The sequence below is a fragment of the Vibrio cyclitrophicus genome (assembly GCF_024347435.1).
GTDB classification, from domain to species: Bacteria; Pseudomonadota; Gammaproteobacteria; order Enterobacterales; family Vibrionaceae; genus Vibrio; species Vibrio cyclitrophicus.
Window position 1 is genome coordinate 1,606,005 of the sequence record NZ_AP025481.1, and the last position, 15,746, is coordinate 1,621,750.

General features: G+C 43.3%; 12 protein-coding genes and 1 pseudogene. 10 read left to right on the forward strand and 3 right to left on the reverse strand.

Annotation, left to right across the window (positions count from 1 at the left end; genetic code table 11):
- Window positions 1–355 precede the first annotated feature (355 nt).
- Window positions 356–1,108 carry a hypothetical protein gene (locus tag OCW38_RS21860; protein WP_010432340.1) on the reverse strand — a complete coding sequence of 251 codons (753 nt, stop codon included), beginning with the start codon at window positions 1,106–1,108 and terminating at the stop codon, window positions 356–358.
- Window positions 1,109–1,434: 326 nt separating this feature from the next.
- On the opposite strand from OCW38_RS21860, the gene OCW38_RS21865 reads away from it, so the two are divergent.
- A complete protein-coding gene (locus OCW38_RS21865) occupies window positions 1,435–2,334 on the forward strand; it encodes a LysR family transcriptional regulator (protein ID WP_010432342.1) in 900 nt (299 codons plus the stop codon).
- Between the two features lie 284 nt (window positions 2,335–2,618).
- Here the strand turns inward: OCW38_RS21865 and OCW38_RS21870 are convergent, their stop codons facing one another.
- Both OCW38_RS21870 and OCW38_RS21875 read right to left on the reverse strand, forming a co-directional pair.
- Window positions 2,619–3,101, reverse strand: coding sequence for a MepB family protein (locus tag OCW38_RS21870; RefSeq protein ID WP_010432344.1), 483 nt, complete (start codon window positions 3,099–3,101; stop codon window positions 2,619–2,621).
- Between the two features lie 212 nt (window positions 3,102–3,313).
- Window positions 3,314–4,711: a HEPN domain-containing protein gene (locus OCW38_RS21875; protein ID WP_261896114.1), complete on the reverse strand. Its 1,398-nt coding sequence runs from the start codon at window positions 4,709–4,711 to the stop codon at window positions 3,314–3,316.
- Window positions 4,712–5,052: 341 nt separating this feature from the next.
- Here OCW38_RS21875 and OCW38_RS21880 point away from each other — a divergent pair, with 341 nt between their 5' ends.
- From OCW38_RS21880 to OCW38_RS21920, 9 genes and pseudogenes are all read left to right on the forward strand, one after another.
- On the forward strand, window positions 5,053–5,733 hold the full coding sequence (locus OCW38_RS21880; protein WP_261896116.1) for a hypothetical protein: 681 nt from the start codon (window positions 5,053–5,055) through the stop codon (window positions 5,731–5,733).
- A gap of 47 nt (window positions 5,734–5,780) precedes the next feature.
- A complete protein-coding gene (locus OCW38_RS21885; RefSeq protein ID WP_065099307.1) occupies window positions 5,781–6,479 on the forward strand; it encodes an ABC transporter ATP-binding protein in 699 nt (232 codons plus the stop codon).
- Entirely contained in the window at window positions 6,467–7,765 is a 1,299-nt protein-coding gene (locus OCW38_RS21890; RefSeq protein ID WP_016785465.1) for an ABC transporter permease, read from the forward strand. The genes OCW38_RS21885 and OCW38_RS21890 overlap by 13 nt, the downstream gene beginning before the upstream one ends.
- Complete coding sequence (locus tag OCW38_RS21895; RefSeq protein WP_010432356.1) at window positions 7,758–8,552, forward strand: outer membrane lipoprotein-sorting protein; 795 nt, start codon at window positions 7,758–7,760, stop codon at window positions 8,550–8,552. The genes OCW38_RS21890 and OCW38_RS21895 overlap by 8 nt, the downstream gene beginning before the upstream one ends.
- 9 nt (window positions 8,553–8,561) lie before the next feature.
- The gene (locus OCW38_RS21900; protein ID WP_016800463.1) at window positions 8,562–9,854 is read left to right on the forward strand and encodes a hypothetical protein; all 1,293 of its coding nucleotides are present in this window, start codon (window positions 8,562–8,564) and stop codon (window positions 9,852–9,854) included.
- Window positions 9,854–10,912, forward strand: a complete 1,059-nt coding sequence (locus OCW38_RS21905) for a sensor histidine kinase (protein WP_248370908.1) — start codon at window positions 9,854–9,856, stop codon at window positions 10,910–10,912. Before OCW38_RS21900 ends, OCW38_RS21905 begins: the two co-directional genes overlap by 1 nt.
- 51 nt (window positions 10,913–10,963) lie before the next feature.
- Window positions 10,964–11,812 carry a LytR/AlgR family response regulator transcription factor gene (locus OCW38_RS21910; RefSeq protein WP_010432359.1) on the forward strand — a complete coding sequence of 283 codons (849 nt, stop codon included), beginning with the start codon at window positions 10,964–10,966 and terminating at the stop codon, window positions 11,810–11,812.
- A 192-nt stretch (window positions 11,813–12,004) separates the two neighbouring features.
- A pseudogene (locus tag OCW38_RS21915) lies at window positions 12,005–14,786 on the forward strand (M16 family metallopeptidase).
- A 301-nt stretch (window positions 14,787–15,087) separates the two neighbouring features.
- Window positions 15,088–15,552, forward strand: a complete 465-nt coding sequence (locus OCW38_RS21920) for a hypothetical protein (RefSeq protein WP_010432361.1) — start codon at window positions 15,088–15,090, stop codon at window positions 15,550–15,552.
- Window positions 15,553–15,746 lie beyond the last annotated feature (194 nt).

Sequence of the window (15,746 nt, forward strand, 5' to 3'; positions counted from 1 at the left end):
TTGGCAATACACGTAGGGTTAGGATGCAGTGTAAGTTCAAGAGAGGCTTCGTTTGAATTCACTTATCTTGATGGGTTTAGGTATGCACTAGCAAACGTAAACAGTTAGATATCAATCAATAGAAGCATCGAATTCGCTCGCTGGAATAAGGTTTTGAGTGTTGAATCAATACGGGATGTAGATGTACTTGATAGAGATAGAGATAGAGATAGAGAGTCAGTTCAAGGTAAGGCCGAACTGAATAGTAAATCGTGGCTATTTTAATAGAGAAAAGTGAGAGGATGTAAGAGAAACAAAATTTAAAAAAGGCGAATCTCTCGATTCGCCTTTTAACGTATGATGGTTTTTGATCGTTTTAGAAGAATACTTTGTATTGGAACCAAACCACGGTGTCGTCAATGTCTAGTTTTTGATTGGTTGATTCCATGCTTCCATAAGTATTTTCAACCTTGACTTGTCCCCAGCGTGTTTTGTCTGCCGAAAAAGGAGTTGCTGCCAGTAGGGTGGTTTTAACAGTACTCGTTTCAATATCACCATCCATGTACGTAAATTCTGGGTAGGCTGCAAAATAAGTACCATCGGCGCCTGGCTTCCAAACTGCATAAGCAGCAGCCATACCACCTACGATACTATTGTCTGTAACACCAAAGGCATTTGTTGTGCTATCTGAATATTCACCGCCCATTACTGCTGCACGGCCAAAAAAGGTCAGAGAGTCGATTGGAGTTCTGAAAATAGCGACACCACCTACTGCAGCAGTAGTAAAGCTTGCATTATCAATGATATCTAATGATGCGGCTACGCGAGGTGTAATAGCATTATTTATGTTGAACACATGGAAATATTGAGCTCGGCTGTCTTTATATTTACCTTCATTATCCATCGAACCTTCCAATGTGAACATAGACATCTGTCCGTTGTCATAAGCGTATGATAGTGCACCTGATAGTTTTAGGTCACCTTTGTTATTGGTTGCAACATACATATTAGAGCTGGCACGAGTCATATCGGATGGATCGACTTTTTGAGTATCATCGCCAGCAAATGCAGAAATAGAAATGGTAGCAAGTAAAGCAGTAGACAAAGCGGTCATTTTTAGAGTGTTCATGGTACGTTCCTGAGTTATTTAAGTTAAGTTGCCGAAGCAATGACGCAACTTTACATAAGGTTTTTAGACTCATTAACTCTCTAGCGATGGGCTCGAACCATCGCTGCCATCCAAGCAGCGTCAGGAAAGGGGGTGAGCTCGGTTTCTCGTGGTGAAAAATATATCTATTCGCCTGTTTAAAGTGTATTTGGGAAGATATTTTGAATTGAAATTAGAGCGTGATGATAGAAATGTGTTATTTGATAAGAGAAACAGACGCTGTATTGGTTAATGTAGACTCTGGTGGTAAGATTTATTATCGAATATGAAGACTCGCAGGGCATGATATGAATTTTAGTCTTGAGCAACTAAATACTTTCGTTGCGGTATATGAACAGCAGGCTTTTAGTAAAGCTGCGATAAAATTAAATAAGCACCGAACAACGGTTGCACAAGTCATCACGAGTTTAGAAGACCAGTTAGCGATTACTCTATTCGATAGGTTGAGCCGCAGTGTTGAACCCACTGAAGATGCAGTTCTCCTTTATCATTACGCAAAGCAAATTCTAGAGCAGGCTAAAACTCTTGATAGATTTGCATTAAGTCTTTCATTTGGCGGGCTAGAATCGGTGACGATAGCCTATGCGAGCTTCTTACCTCATCACGTTGTTTCTAAAATTCGTCGACAGCTTTATGAAGACTTCCCATCTATGCGCGTTAATTTTTTGGTCAGAACGAAACCAGAAATAAAAGCAGGGATTGAAGACGGAAGCATCCATTTTGGGATTGTGAACATATACGAAAGCAAAGTGATTAATAGTATTGATTTTACTTTTTTGGGGAATATGCCTTTTGTTCCATTTGCTCATGCAGGAAGTGAATTATCGGCTAAGCCCTCAAACGAAACGCTCTCAAAGATGAAATCTTTACGCCAGTTTGTACTCAAATCTATGGTCGATGATAAAATGACGGAGAAGGTTGTTGTTTCTTCAAAACATGAATATGTTGATCAATTAGCGGTCATTGTTAAGCTTGTCCAAGATGATTTTGGCTGGGCTCTTTTACCAAAGTCGATAATTGAATCTGAATATATGACTGAGAATTTGGTAGAGATAAAATGTGACGAGATCAAACAAGAAATAATGGTTCCCATATCCCTTTGGTGTCCACATTCAAAACAGATTGCTCAGGTAAAAAAATCGATCATCAAGGTCGCTGATTATTATATAAATAAATCAGCGTACTAAAAAACGGACACTGTATTGGGATGAGTTCATCAGGCTATAGAAGTATTGAGCTTGATGAGCTATCTATTATGAACTCGTTTAGGGCACTTTGAGTCATAAAGCGCCAAGAGTTAAATATTGGACTATCCAAGTTCTGGACATAAATGAGCCAGTAAATTTCCTAAGTTAGCAATTGACCAATCACTTTTTGTATGGGGGAAAAAACGGGGTTTTGGAAAGCTAGTATGATGAATAAAATCGCGTCACACCAGTAAAAAGGTTTGGTCTAAGAGGATTGAGTAAACCTAATTTAAATTAATGAAAATATTATTGAATTTGTCTAAGTCAACAATCTCATTATCTTCAATCCATAAAAAGAAATTACTCTGCCACCTCTGAGTTTTCTTTGCTGAATCGGAAAAAACTTTAGATTTTAACTCTCCACGGCTTGAAGTCCACGGCGGAAAAACTCTGAAAGCCATTTTCCCTTTAGCTTTGTTTGAGGTTACAACTCCCTTATTAACCAAAACAGTTAACGGGAAGATATAAATACCTCTCTTCGATATGTCGCAATCACTAACCTCAACAAAAAGATAATCTAAATCATGTTCTTCGTAAGGCATCGTTCTTCTCGGATCGGTACTATTTTCATCAGGTCTCTTCCATATAGATAGAAAATTACCTGGTCTATCTGGTGTAACATTTCCCTTTCTATAAAGTATTTTTTTTCCATCTATTGAGAACTCAAGAGCTTCATACTTACTATTCTGAGGATATCGATCTAACACGACGGGACTGGTTAACTCGCATCCTTTAGATATGAAGTTATGACGTATAAACACACTTACCTGATTAAGATACTTATACTGAGACAAAATGCTCCCCCTTCAAAAAATTCGATCTAACATAGTACACGTTAATGAGCCGTTATCTAATGAAGAAAGCCACTCAAGTATTCAAAAGTTCGAAAAGCAACCAGTAAGACAGAGCTTTAGTCTACTTATGCAATTAAGCTCCTATCGCGCTGTAATTCTTCACGTGTTGGCAACTCATCCAGAAATTTAGGTAATTTTTTGTTGAAGCCTGTTTTTTCAAAGCCAAAGAGAGAAAAATAGTAGATAGCTCTTACTAGAGTTTCCGAACAAAAATCAATGGCACAAAAATCCAATCTCTCATCGACTGATGAGCCATGAACGATTTTTGAACGAGCTTTGTAGAGTTTTTCTGCTTTGTCTTCAATCAAATCACTAAGTCCATTGTGAGTGATGTTTAAATGAGTAACTCTTCGTTTGAAGACCTCTGTAAGTTTATCTTCGTGAAAATTGACCAGTGCTTCCATTGAGCTGACGAGCTTTTGTATTTGCTGATAGAAGTTAGGTTCTCTGGTAGCATCCCCATACCATAATAAAGCTCGCTCTAAACGCTCGACGACCCTTTGACTTGAAAAATTAGGTGTTAATAGTAATTCAGGTATCTGAAATACGGTGTCTATATAGTTTGTTTCACAAGCTCTACTCTCATGAAAAGCTAGCCAAAATTGTTCTGAATCGGACTGGAAAGAGTGAAAATTACGAGTTGTCGTTTTACCCATGTTATTTCTATCTTTTCCTACTCTGTAAAAATCAAACAGGTGATTATTTCTATCATTGGACGCCAGTAGCGGGATGGCTTGGGGTGATAATCTAGTGGCTAAAAGCTTCAATGCGTTATATGTAGCATCTCTAGCTCTTTCCGCTAGTTGTCGTGATAGTTTCTTACTGCATTGTGTTGGTACAGAGACTTCTAGATAATAGTTATAGTTAAATGTTCTCGTATCTTTAAAATGGGTTAGCTCCTTTTCCGTCAGAGCAATCTCGTATGCAGGCACTAATCGAATATTTTTGCTTATTTGTAACTCATTGCTCAGGTTAAACATCGTTACTGGGAACTGATAAACAGAGCGCATAAACTCTTTTTTAAAGGCCCACACTCGACGACTTATAATGTTTTTTAACGTTTGAAATTTAACATCGAATTGCTCTCCTTCATGTATCATGCATTGAGCAAAACCATCCAAATCAGAATTAGCATACTCGTATACTATCTCTTCAATAATAGGGTTTAGTTCATAGGATAAACAATTGAGGTTTCTCTTATGTATAAGCGTCGCTAATTCTCGGATTAGAGATAGGGAGCACGATGAATGGTGCAACTGATAAATGCAAGGTTCCTTACTTTCCCATTTTTCTCTCATTTCTTCCTTTAGGTCATTAGGAGCATCAATCCATGTCAATACTGCATTGCCCATTTTAACCTTTTGGTAGTAAGCCTCAGGATCATCTAACCAGACTTTATGTGTACGAGCTAGTTCTTTTAACAGCTTTGAAAATACCTCACGCTCACTTGCTGATAGTTGCATCAATACCCACCTTAATTTATTAGTTGCGGTCATTTAGATAAAATACTGACATTATGAAAAGTAAGTCAAATGATACTTAGGTGTAGTTGTGTGCTCATTCGGTCGAAACACGGAATGGGGCAGAACTGAGTCAGCTCTGTCCAAGGCCTGAAATGGGCAATATCAGATTATGTTTTGATCCATCCATTTTATTCTTTCGCTACTCTTTCTTTTTTGAATTTTCCACTCACGCCCCAGCTCAACCATTCACTCCTCGTAATGACCAATCGTCGCATTGATAAAACTGCATGACAAATTCTAGTTAACCTTTCAACGTCAACATTTGAAAGGGATTAGAAATCATGACTACTTCACACTCATTTAATTCAAGCTCTACCACTTCTCTGCTTAAGCGTTCATTACTGATTGCTCTTGTTTCGTTTGTACCGTCATTAGCTTTGGCTAACCCAAGTTCAGACGTGCTTGATATCTACAACCAAGCCGCGCAAGGCAATGAAGACTTGGTTGAAGTGGCTTACGAACGCCTTAACGACACGCTGAAACAAGACGGGGCGACACCACTGACCTTGGTTTACCTAGGCAGCACAGAAACCCTGATGGGGCGTGATGCGTTTTTACCATGGAACAAGATGAAGTATGTGGAGAAGGGCTTATCAACCATTGATAAATCACTGGTGCTGCTTAAAGACGAAGACCAACCGATTCATGAGCAACCTCTTGTTCAAGGGTTGCCGGATTCTTACTTAACTCGCGCCATGGCTGCGGTGACTTACACCTCTCTGCCAGACATGTTTAACCACTTTGACCGTGGTTATGACCTGTTCCTCTCGTTACTCGCGGAAGATGATTTCCAGCAACAACATTTCGCAGCGACATCCTGGATTTACCGTTACGGCATTACCGCATCGCTTCGTGCTGAAGACTTCAAACAAGCACAAGTGTGGCTTGAAAAAATGGAAACTGCTGATGCTGGCAATATCGAAACTATGACTGCGAAGGCGCTCATTGCAAATGCTAAATAACGGTTTACTAAATCTCATTAACGAGCTGGTCTTCAGAGGACAATGAAATGATCGAATTTAACAGTATCGGCAAAGCGTATGTGACTGGTGGTCAAAGCGTAGATGCACTCAAGGGCGTTGATGGTCAGATCCAACGCGGTGAAATGGTGGCGCTATGTGGGCCGTCGGGTTCAGGAAAAAGCACACTTTTGAATATTCTTGGTTTATTGGATATGGATTATCGAGGGCAGATTAATATTGATGGCCAACCGTATCCGACAGAGCAAATCGCCGCTGCACGTTTTCGTCGTCAGTCGCTGGGTTTTGTGTTTCAGCGATTCAATCTGGTTCCTGTGATGACTGCGCTTGAGAATGTCGCTTACCCATTGATGTTGAACCAATGCTCTAAGCAAGAACAGCAGAGCAGAGCGCAAGACATGTTAGAGCGTGTTGGGCTAGGGGATTACGTTAATCATCGTCCAGACAGCTTGTCTGGAGGTCAGCAACAACGTGTCGCGATTGCCAGAGCACTGATCCACAACCCAAGCTTAGTGATTGCCGATGAGCCGACCGCGAGCTTAGATAGCCACACTGCGAACCTTGTGATCGACATTATGAAAGAGCTTGGTCACGAAATGAGTACGACTTTTATCGTCGCAACGCACGACCCAAGAATGGCGCAGCGTTGTGACCGAGTGATTGAACTTATCGACGGACAATTGGCTCCACAAGCCACAGCAACGGAGACGATCTCATGGGCAAGTTAACACAAAGAATGAGCACGTTTTTACTTCCAACTTCGGTGCGTTTGGCGTGGCTTAATCTATTAAGAAATGGTCGACGTAGTTTGTTGTCGGTGTTGATCATCGCCATTGCGGTATTTGCACTGACCAGTGCTGGTGGTTATGGGCTTTACACCTATGAGTCACTGAGAGAATCGACTGCGCGTGATACTGGCCACCTTACTTTGAGTACGCCAGGTTATTTTGAACAAGATGAAGACATGCCGCTGAGCAATGGTCTGGATAACGTACAAACGCTAACCAAGAGCATTATCGGTGATAGTGACGTGCGTGGTGTGCAGCCGCGAGTCTATTTCAGTGGTTTGGTGTCTAACGGCAGTAAGTCGACCATCTTTATGGGAACGGGTGTCAATGAGCGTGAGTTCGACATGAAAGGCCCTTTCCTTGATGTGCGCAGCGGGCAAACCCTGTCGGATGTGAAATCCCCAAGATACGATAGCCAAGAGCCACAAGTGATGCTGGGTACTGACTTGGCTCGTAATCTTAAAGTTGCGGTAGGAGATTGGGTGACTCTGCTCGCTACAACAAGTGACGGTGCTTTGAACGCTTTTGATTTTAAGGTGCAGGGCATCTACTCGACAGGCGTGCCAGAGTTGGATAAGCGTCAGCTGTATGTTCATATCACTGCCGCTCAAGAGCTTTTGGCCTCAGACAAAGTCAGTACCTTATCGGTGTTCCTATTTGAAACAAGCAAGACCTCGACCGTTCAACAACGTATCCAAACTGCTTTAGATCGAAATAGCGCTAGCCAAAGCGAACAAGGATCAGAGATCGAGATCACTCCATGGCAAGATCGCGCGTTTTTCTATACCAAGGTTAAAGATCTTTACGACCGGATCTTCGGCATCATGGGTGCTGTGATGGCGTTGGTAGTGTTTGTGTCGTTGTTTAACACCATGACCATGTCGGTGACCGAACGCACTCGTGAAATTGGCACCTTGTCAGCACTCGGCAGTTACCCTTCTGAAATCGTGGCGGGTTTCTTAAAAGAGGCGGGACTACTGGCGGTGATTGGTAGCATGATTGGCGCGCTAGTGAGTGGCTTAGTGTCGGTGTTATTGCTGGTGGTTGATATACAAATGCCACCACCTCCGGGTCGAACCGAAGGTTATCCACTCAACATTTACTTCTCATTGGAACTGGTTGGTTACGCCACTTTAGGTGTGCTGACGATATGTTTGCTGGCTGCTTATTTCTCTGCTCGCAAAGGCGTGAATAAGCCAATCACGGAGGCACTCGTTTATGTGTAAATTAACTCGTTCATTCAATATCTTGGCTTTCGCGTTGGGCTCTGTTTTGGCTCTGGTTCTAGCATCGACACCAAGCTGGGCTGTCGATTCACAACAAGTCACTGAGATGATTGCCAAAGCGGATAGCTATCGCTTGAACAGCGAACAGGCGTCTAAGGTAGTGTCTTTGGTGGCGCTATATCAAGACGAGCAATTGGATAAAACGCGAGAATACAATGTCTACACAAGGCCAAATCGAGAGTCATTAGTCGTCTTTAAATCAGCTGTTGAGGCAGGTCAAAAGATGCTGATGATTGAAGATAATTATTGGTTACTGATGCCGAAATCGCGCCGCCCAATTCGTATCACACCAATGCAAAAGCTATTAGGTGAAGCGTCGGTTGGCGATATCTCGACGCTGACTTGGAGCGAAGATTACCAAGGCGAGTGGGTTGCCGATCAGCAGGTTGAGATGCCCAATGGTGAACAGCTCGATACCCATCACCTAAAGCTCGCGGCGAAAACTAAGGGTGCCAGCTATCAATCGATTGATCTGTGGTTAACGGCAGACCGAGCGTTTCCAGTTAAAGCGGATCTGTATCTGCGTTCAGGAAAGCTGGCAAAACAAGCTTGGTTTACTGAGGGCGTGCGTGATGGTTTACCCACAGTGGTGTCGATGACCTTGCTCGATAAGATTCAACCAAGCAAGAAAACCGTGATTGAGTACCGCGAAGTGATTGAACAAAGCTTGGAAGACAAATATTACAACCCTGCTTATTTATCGCGTAACAGTGTTTCTGGTCTGTAGGTGGACGTCATGAAAGCGCCCAATCGCCGATTCCACATAAAGTCTTCAATCACTACTTTGCTTGCTTTGTCTTGTGCGAGTAACACGATTCAAGCAGACGATCTGAGCTTGGCCTGGGATTGGCAACTGAGCGCTGAGTCGGTTGAATCGCGAGAATCGCCATTCAGCCCTTTAGCATCAGATAATCGTCAGTCACTCAATGGTTTGCTGGATCTAGAGATTGGCTATGGCAATTGGCTTGGCCTGTTTGCCGTGAAAGCCAACGATATTCTAAGCAACAACCCTCAACAACAAGACGCGAGCTTTGAGTCTGAATTCATTGTGCGTGAGTTGTTTTGGCAAGGTGGTGTTGAGATGTCGAATTCAGTAATCGGTGACCACTATCTTGATGTGACGCTTGGTAAGGTTCGTTTGGATTGGGGGGTGGGTTATGGCTATCGGCCTTTAGACATCATCAAACCTTATCGCCAAAATCCTGTGGGTATTGTCGCTGAAGAAGGGGCGGGAGTCGCTTCGGCGTCACTGTTCGATATGACGGGCGAGTGGACATTGCTTTACAGTGATTCGTCATGGACTTCCCAAGATGTAAATGAATTCGAAAAGCAGAATCAGCAACAAGGGCTTGGGATACGTCGTTATAACTTAGTGGGCGATCACGAATATCAATGGGTCGCTTATTACGATGATGTACGCCACGGCTTGCTCGGGGCTAGTTTGGTTTCGGTATTAAACCTCGCGTGGGAGTTTCACGGTTCTGTGGTTTATCAGCGACAAAGCCTAGGCTACAGTCAGCCGAGCTCAATGCTTAAACCGGTTTATCTAGAAGAGCAGGGCGAGGCTTATCAAGCGTTGGCAGGACTAACATGGGCCAATGACTCGGGGCACAATGTGGTTCTGGAATACTGGTTTGATAGCCGAGCTTGGAGTAACTCTGAATGGCAAAGTGCGATAGAAAGTGCAGTATCTTTGTCGGTTAATCCGATGACAGCTTCGTTGGCAGGTTCTTATGCGCAAGGCTATCAGCACGCCAATTTAGTTCAACACAACATCATGTTTCACTGGTCTATGGATTCGACACATGGCTGGCTTGAAGATATCACGCCGACATTCGACGTCATGTTATCTCCACAAGACGGCGGCTTTATTGCAACGCAGTGGCTCAACTATCAGGCTTTAGATAATGGTAATTCATCGTTGGATTTGGAACTTGCTGCACGCTTTCTAGAAGGTAAAAGTGATTCTGCTTACGCCAACTTACCTGATAGTCATATGATTCTCTTAAATATCAAAGGACGATTTTAATGAACACTTCTTCAAACAGTCGGTTTTCATGGATTAAAAGCTTCGCGTTCACCACGCTATTTTGTGTTCTTATTGCGATTACAACCCATACGATTTGGGGCGGTGGATTAACGGTTAACCTGGCAATCAGTTTTGGCTTTGGTTACAGCGCCGTAGGTTCTTCTTTCATCTTGGTGAAGTTGTTTAAGAGGACATCCCGAACGCTTGAAGTGGGCATCTCAATGGTGTTCGCGATGACGGTTGGTACCTTGAATGCGCACTACTGGTTGAACGGATATTTCGGGGCCAATATCTCGGACCTTAAATCTGTGGTGTTGCTCGGTGTGATTTTCTGTTCGGTTTGCTATTACTATTTCTACACCCGAGAGCAACAGTTACGTGCCGACAACGAATTGGAAGTAGCCAAACGTCGTCAGGCCGATCAAGAAAAGGTGGTGGTGCTAAGCCAGCTTAAGCAATTGCAAAGCCAAATTGAACCGCACTTCTTGTTCAACACACTTGCGACCATCAATGTATTGATTGAGAGTGACAGCACGAAAGCCAAGTTGATGCTCGAAAAACTGACTAACTTGTTGCGTGTGACTTTGAAAAACAGCCGTACTGAGCAATCGACCATCGCACAAGAGGTCGACTTGTTAGACGCATATCTTAATATCCAAAAGATACGTTTGGATGAGCGTTTAGCGTTTTCTATTGAAACACACGAGATTAGCTATTTGCAGGTGATTCCACCGTTCTTGATTCAACCTTTAGTCGAAAATGCACTCACGCACGGCATCGAGCCCAAAGCCGCAGGTGGTAAAGTGAATATCTGCATTACTCAACAAGCACAGCTGCTAAAAATCGAAGTTTCAGACAATGGCGCTGGGCTAAAAACGCCTTCTGCGAATACGGGGCACGGTGTTGGGTTGAGCAATATTCGTCAGCGAATAGAAACTCTTTACGGTGAGAAAGCTAGTCTGACGATCACTGAGCAAGCTGAGGGTGGGGTGGTATCGACGATCTTATTACCGCTCATAAGCGAAACTGCCGACGAGAACGATGAGCCGAAACTCTAAGAACAGCAACTAAAAACAGACGATTTACAGTGTGAATTTAAAGGAATAATAATGACTAACCCAGCAGTAAAGCCGAACGTAACGGCAATTATCGCAGACGATGAAGCACTGTTAAGGCATCACCTAGACAAGAGCCTTGCTGAGGTTTGGCCTGAGCTAGAGATTGTCAGCAAGGCAACAAATGGATTGGAGGCGATGCAGAGTATTCAGCAGTTTGAGCCTGATGTGGTCTTTCTTGATATTCGTATGCCGGAGCTGGATGGTATCTCGTTGGCGAAACAATTGAACAAGCTAGATTCGCCGCCCTTGGTGGTTTTCATTACCGCTTATGATGAATACGCAGTTAAAGCCTTTGAGCACAATGCGATGGATTACCTGCTTAAACCGATCAATGAAGAGCGCTTACTCGCTACCTGTAAGAAGGTGCAAGCGCGTCTGTCGAGTAACCAAGCGCAATCAGGTATTACGCCAGAACAACCGAATATCACGGCGTTAATGGCTCAGCTTCAACAGTTATCACAATCGACGTCACAGCAAATGCTGTCTCCTTCTCAATCTCAGAAAAAGCATCTCACTTGGCTCAAAGCCAGCGTTGGGGAAGACATCCACCTTATCGCCGTTGATGATGTGGCTTACTTCAAAGCGGAAGACAAGTACGTCTCGATATTCAAAAAAGGCCAAGGCGGTTCGTTAGAGGAGTTTATTCTTCGCGTATCACTAAAAGAGCTGATCGCCCAGCTTAATCCTGATGAGTTTTGGCAGATCCATCGTTCTGTCGTGGTGAAAGTCTCGGCCATTGATAAGGTGAAGAAAGGGCTCTCAGGTCAAATGTCGGCGTATGTATCAGGCGAGAAGCTACCTATTAGTCGAGCGTCGCAAGTGCTCTTTAAAGGGATGTAGCCATTGATTTTAAAGGGACGTAATAAGTTCTTATCAAAACGCCATTTTAAACGAATACTGTCGATTTTTTATAGCGCGTGATGGTTTATAAAATGAGGATGCAGATCACAAAGATATTCATCGGGTTAAATATTAAATAATAATCATTAATTCAATCTGTATATTGTTGATGAATGACATTAAGAGGTTGTTATGAAAATATATTATTTAGCGACGGCACTATGCCTTACCTTAGTTGGCTGTAGTTCAACATCAAATATCACCGAAACCTTAATCCAGCCGGATCCGGCATGGACATCAGGCCAGCTAGAAAATGGTCTTACCTACCATGTTTATCCAGATCATGAAGAATCCGTATCTGTTCGGTTAGTCGTGCACGCGGGTTCGTTCCAAGAAACTGACCAACAAGAAGGTTATGCTCATTTCTTGGAGCACATGGCATTCAATGGCAGCAAGAATTTCTCTCAAAATGACGTGATTCGCTTATTTGAAGATGCCGGCGCTAGCTTTGGTGCTGATATTAATGCTTATACCTCTTACCAAGAAACCGTATACGAATTAGATTTACCAGATAATACACAATTAGAGCAGGCTTTAACCTGGCTGCGTGATGTCGGTGATGGCCTTGAAATCGCCGATACGGAAGTAGAAAAAGAGAAAGGCGTTATTATTGGTGAATTTCGTTATGCACGCTTAGATGATAAACCATTCGCAGAGCAGTTCTTCGATCACTTTATAGAGGGCAGCCAGTATGAAGACCAAGATGCATTGGGTTCCAAAGGAGCTGTGCTCAACGCGACTTCTCAAGGGATAAATAGCTTTTATCAGACTTGGTATCAGCCCCAAATTGTCGAGGTGATTGTCTCGGGTGACATTGACAAAAAAAACGGCTATTCCACTCATTGAAGCGAAGTTTTCTAGCTGGGAACGTGGTGAAACACCAAAGCCAGGAAAACAAAGAATCATAAAGTTCAATGACGGTGATTATATCGAGTATGCAGAAGGGGAAACCCCAAGTATTTCTTTGATGATCAACCGAGGTTCAAGCGAGATAACGACTCGCGAACAACAGCATCAACTTTGGCTCGATGAAACTGCACAACAACTGATTCGACAACGACTCAACACCAAGTTCAATGACGCGGCCTTAGCGACTCAATGGGTGGTGGCTGAACATTACTCAATGGAATATCAGCGCTATTCATCGATCAGTGTTGGTTTCCCTGTTGGTGCGCGTGAGGTGACTCAACAAGAGCTTATCGCGACATTGGCATCTCTACGTGATTATGGTGTCTCTGAAAGTGAGATCATCAGCGAGCAGAACTATTATCAAGACTTGCTCGATAATGTTGAGGTCGACTGGGACAACATGGACAGTGCTCAACACGCTAATCAGAAAACGTTGGCTTTAGTGAACGAGCAAACCGTGCAATCACAAAGAGACTATGAAGCGAGCCTTGAAGAGTTTGTCGCGAATCTCGATCTTGAAGGGATTAATGCCAGTATCAATGCCTTGCTTTCTAGTGACTATTTTTTAGTGGTAGGGATGAGTGAAAGCGAAGATAAAGTTGCGGTTACCCAAGCTATCGATAGCTTAAAAGCAACCTATAGCGAAGCGGGCGCCAAACCTGTGCTTGCAGTGACCAGCAGTGCTTTTGCCGTACCGAGTTCTCAAGGTGATATTGTGTTGGTCGAACAGATGTATATTGACCCATATGTTCAAAAGTGGACGCTCAGTAATGGTATCGATATGTGGTATCTGCGTGATTCTCTTGCTGGTAATGAAGTGGGTATGTACTACACAAGCTTAGGGGGCAAGGCCGTTTTAGACTCAAGCTTATATCCAGCGACCGAGTTGGCTCTTGCGGCTATTGGTCGAAGTGGTGTTGGCAGTTTTACAGGAACGGAGCTTGATGCGCATCTTGATCGTGAAGATATTAAAGTTTATCCGTTCATCGAACCGACTCGCCACGGCGTCGAGTTTAAGATCAAAAAGAGTGGTTTAGCGGAAACTTTTGCCGCACTCAACGCGATCGTGACATCAGTGAAAGTATCACCAGAGCAACTAGCGGCGGTTAAGCAAGAGTTCATTCAAAACCGAGAATCCTACTTAGCAAGCCCAGCTGGTCAGTTCGCCTATGCAATGAACAAAAATACTTATCAAGCAAACAGCGACCATGTGTTGTTAGACGGAAAAAGTGTTGAAGCGGTTTCCGTTGAGGATGTAAAGAATGTGCATCAGCAGTTATTCGGGCAATTGCGAAGTAACCAACTGGTTATGGTGGGCGATATTGATCCTAGTGAACTGAAACCTTTGGTTCGCCAGTACTTGGCTTCTATTCCGTTGGAGAAAACCGCTGCACCTGACTTTAACGTCGCGTACAAGCACCCTTCCAAAGCGCGTATTGATTTGGCGGTTAACAGTGCCAACAGTACTGAGTACATGCTAAGAGTGATTGCGGAGCCTTCCGTTAATACAGGAATGGTAAGAGGGCAAACGGCGAAAGATATCTTTATGGAAGATCTGCTACAACGCGTGCTTTCTACTCGTTTAGATGCGTACATTCGTGAAGATTTAAGCCTAGATTATTCACCTTATTCTTACTATGTATCTCAAGATGGAGAAACAAGTCATGATTGGTTTATTGGTGCGATGATCGCCCCTGAAAATACTGAACAGATAGAAGTGGCGATTGATAAAGTGGTTGCAGACCTTTTGAAGGGGGTCTCACAAGATGAAGTTAGAGCGGCGGGCAAGCAATTAGAAGCGGATTTTACGCCTTTAGATGCTAGCACTGTTGACCAAGCATGGTTCGTGTCTCGTTATCTTTTGCACGACTATGGCGTAGCAGCTTTGTTTAACGTAAAAGCGACGATTCGCTCAATTTCTCGTGAAGACATGAATCAACTTGTGCAGCGTATATTTGGTGAAAACAGCCGTAAGGTTAAAAATATCATGCGCCCTAAAGCCTAAAGCCTAAAGCCTAAAGCTATAAGCAAACAGAAAGACTTAACTCAAAGCCAAGCATGCACTGATGCACTGCTTGGTTTTTTTGTTTTTTTACATTATTCATAACATCAATGTATTAGGTGTTGTTGGCCGCATTTAAAGGCATGTAGTTCTGAATGCGAGAGTGCTTAATCGGTTGCTTCGTATCATTTTCTAAAAAAATGTTTTAAATCAAGACAGCGTTTCATTTGTATTGTAAATTGGCGATCTACGAGAATGTTGTTTGGATATTAGATTGCTTAAATTAGGTACCCGATTAGTCTTAATGTTGTTTTTACTGAGCTTTGGCTTAGTGAATTCTAACGGCTATTCGTTCCCTTCTAAGCCATTCCAAATCCACTCCGCTCAAGAGCAGCCTTCGCAGAATAATCTTTGTAAACAAGCTGCTGCGGATAATCCGTCGAGCTACATGGAATGTGATCAGGTTCAGTTTGACACTGCGTCTTTAGGTGATAGTTCCAATTATCACGACACTGAATCGAGTCTCCAAGCGGTAACCTTTAGACGTATGCTCAGCAACGAGCAAGAAAGCGTGGCCGACCTTGAGCCTGCTTATCATCTATTGATCGACTTCTCTCCCCCATCACTACTGGCTTCTCTGCTCTTCAACACGCCGATGTTGGATACTAAGCAGCATTGGACCAGCATTGTGAGTTCTCCGTCCTCCCGGCTTTCGGGGTGGAAAGAGGGCAACATCCAATACTCGCATTTCCGAGAACTTCTCAGCTAATCGTTTGACCCTAAATTGGTCGTCTCGATGGTCACTTGTGCCCGTTGAGCTCGCCAGTTAACCAAGACAAACATAGCGACATCAGCTTTAGCATCATTACCGTTCAATCAGCTTGTTCTGGTTTCGGCTATCGCTCGTGTTCGCAAAACATCAGTTATACCAATCGTAGTAAATGACTGGTCACCCAAGCTGGT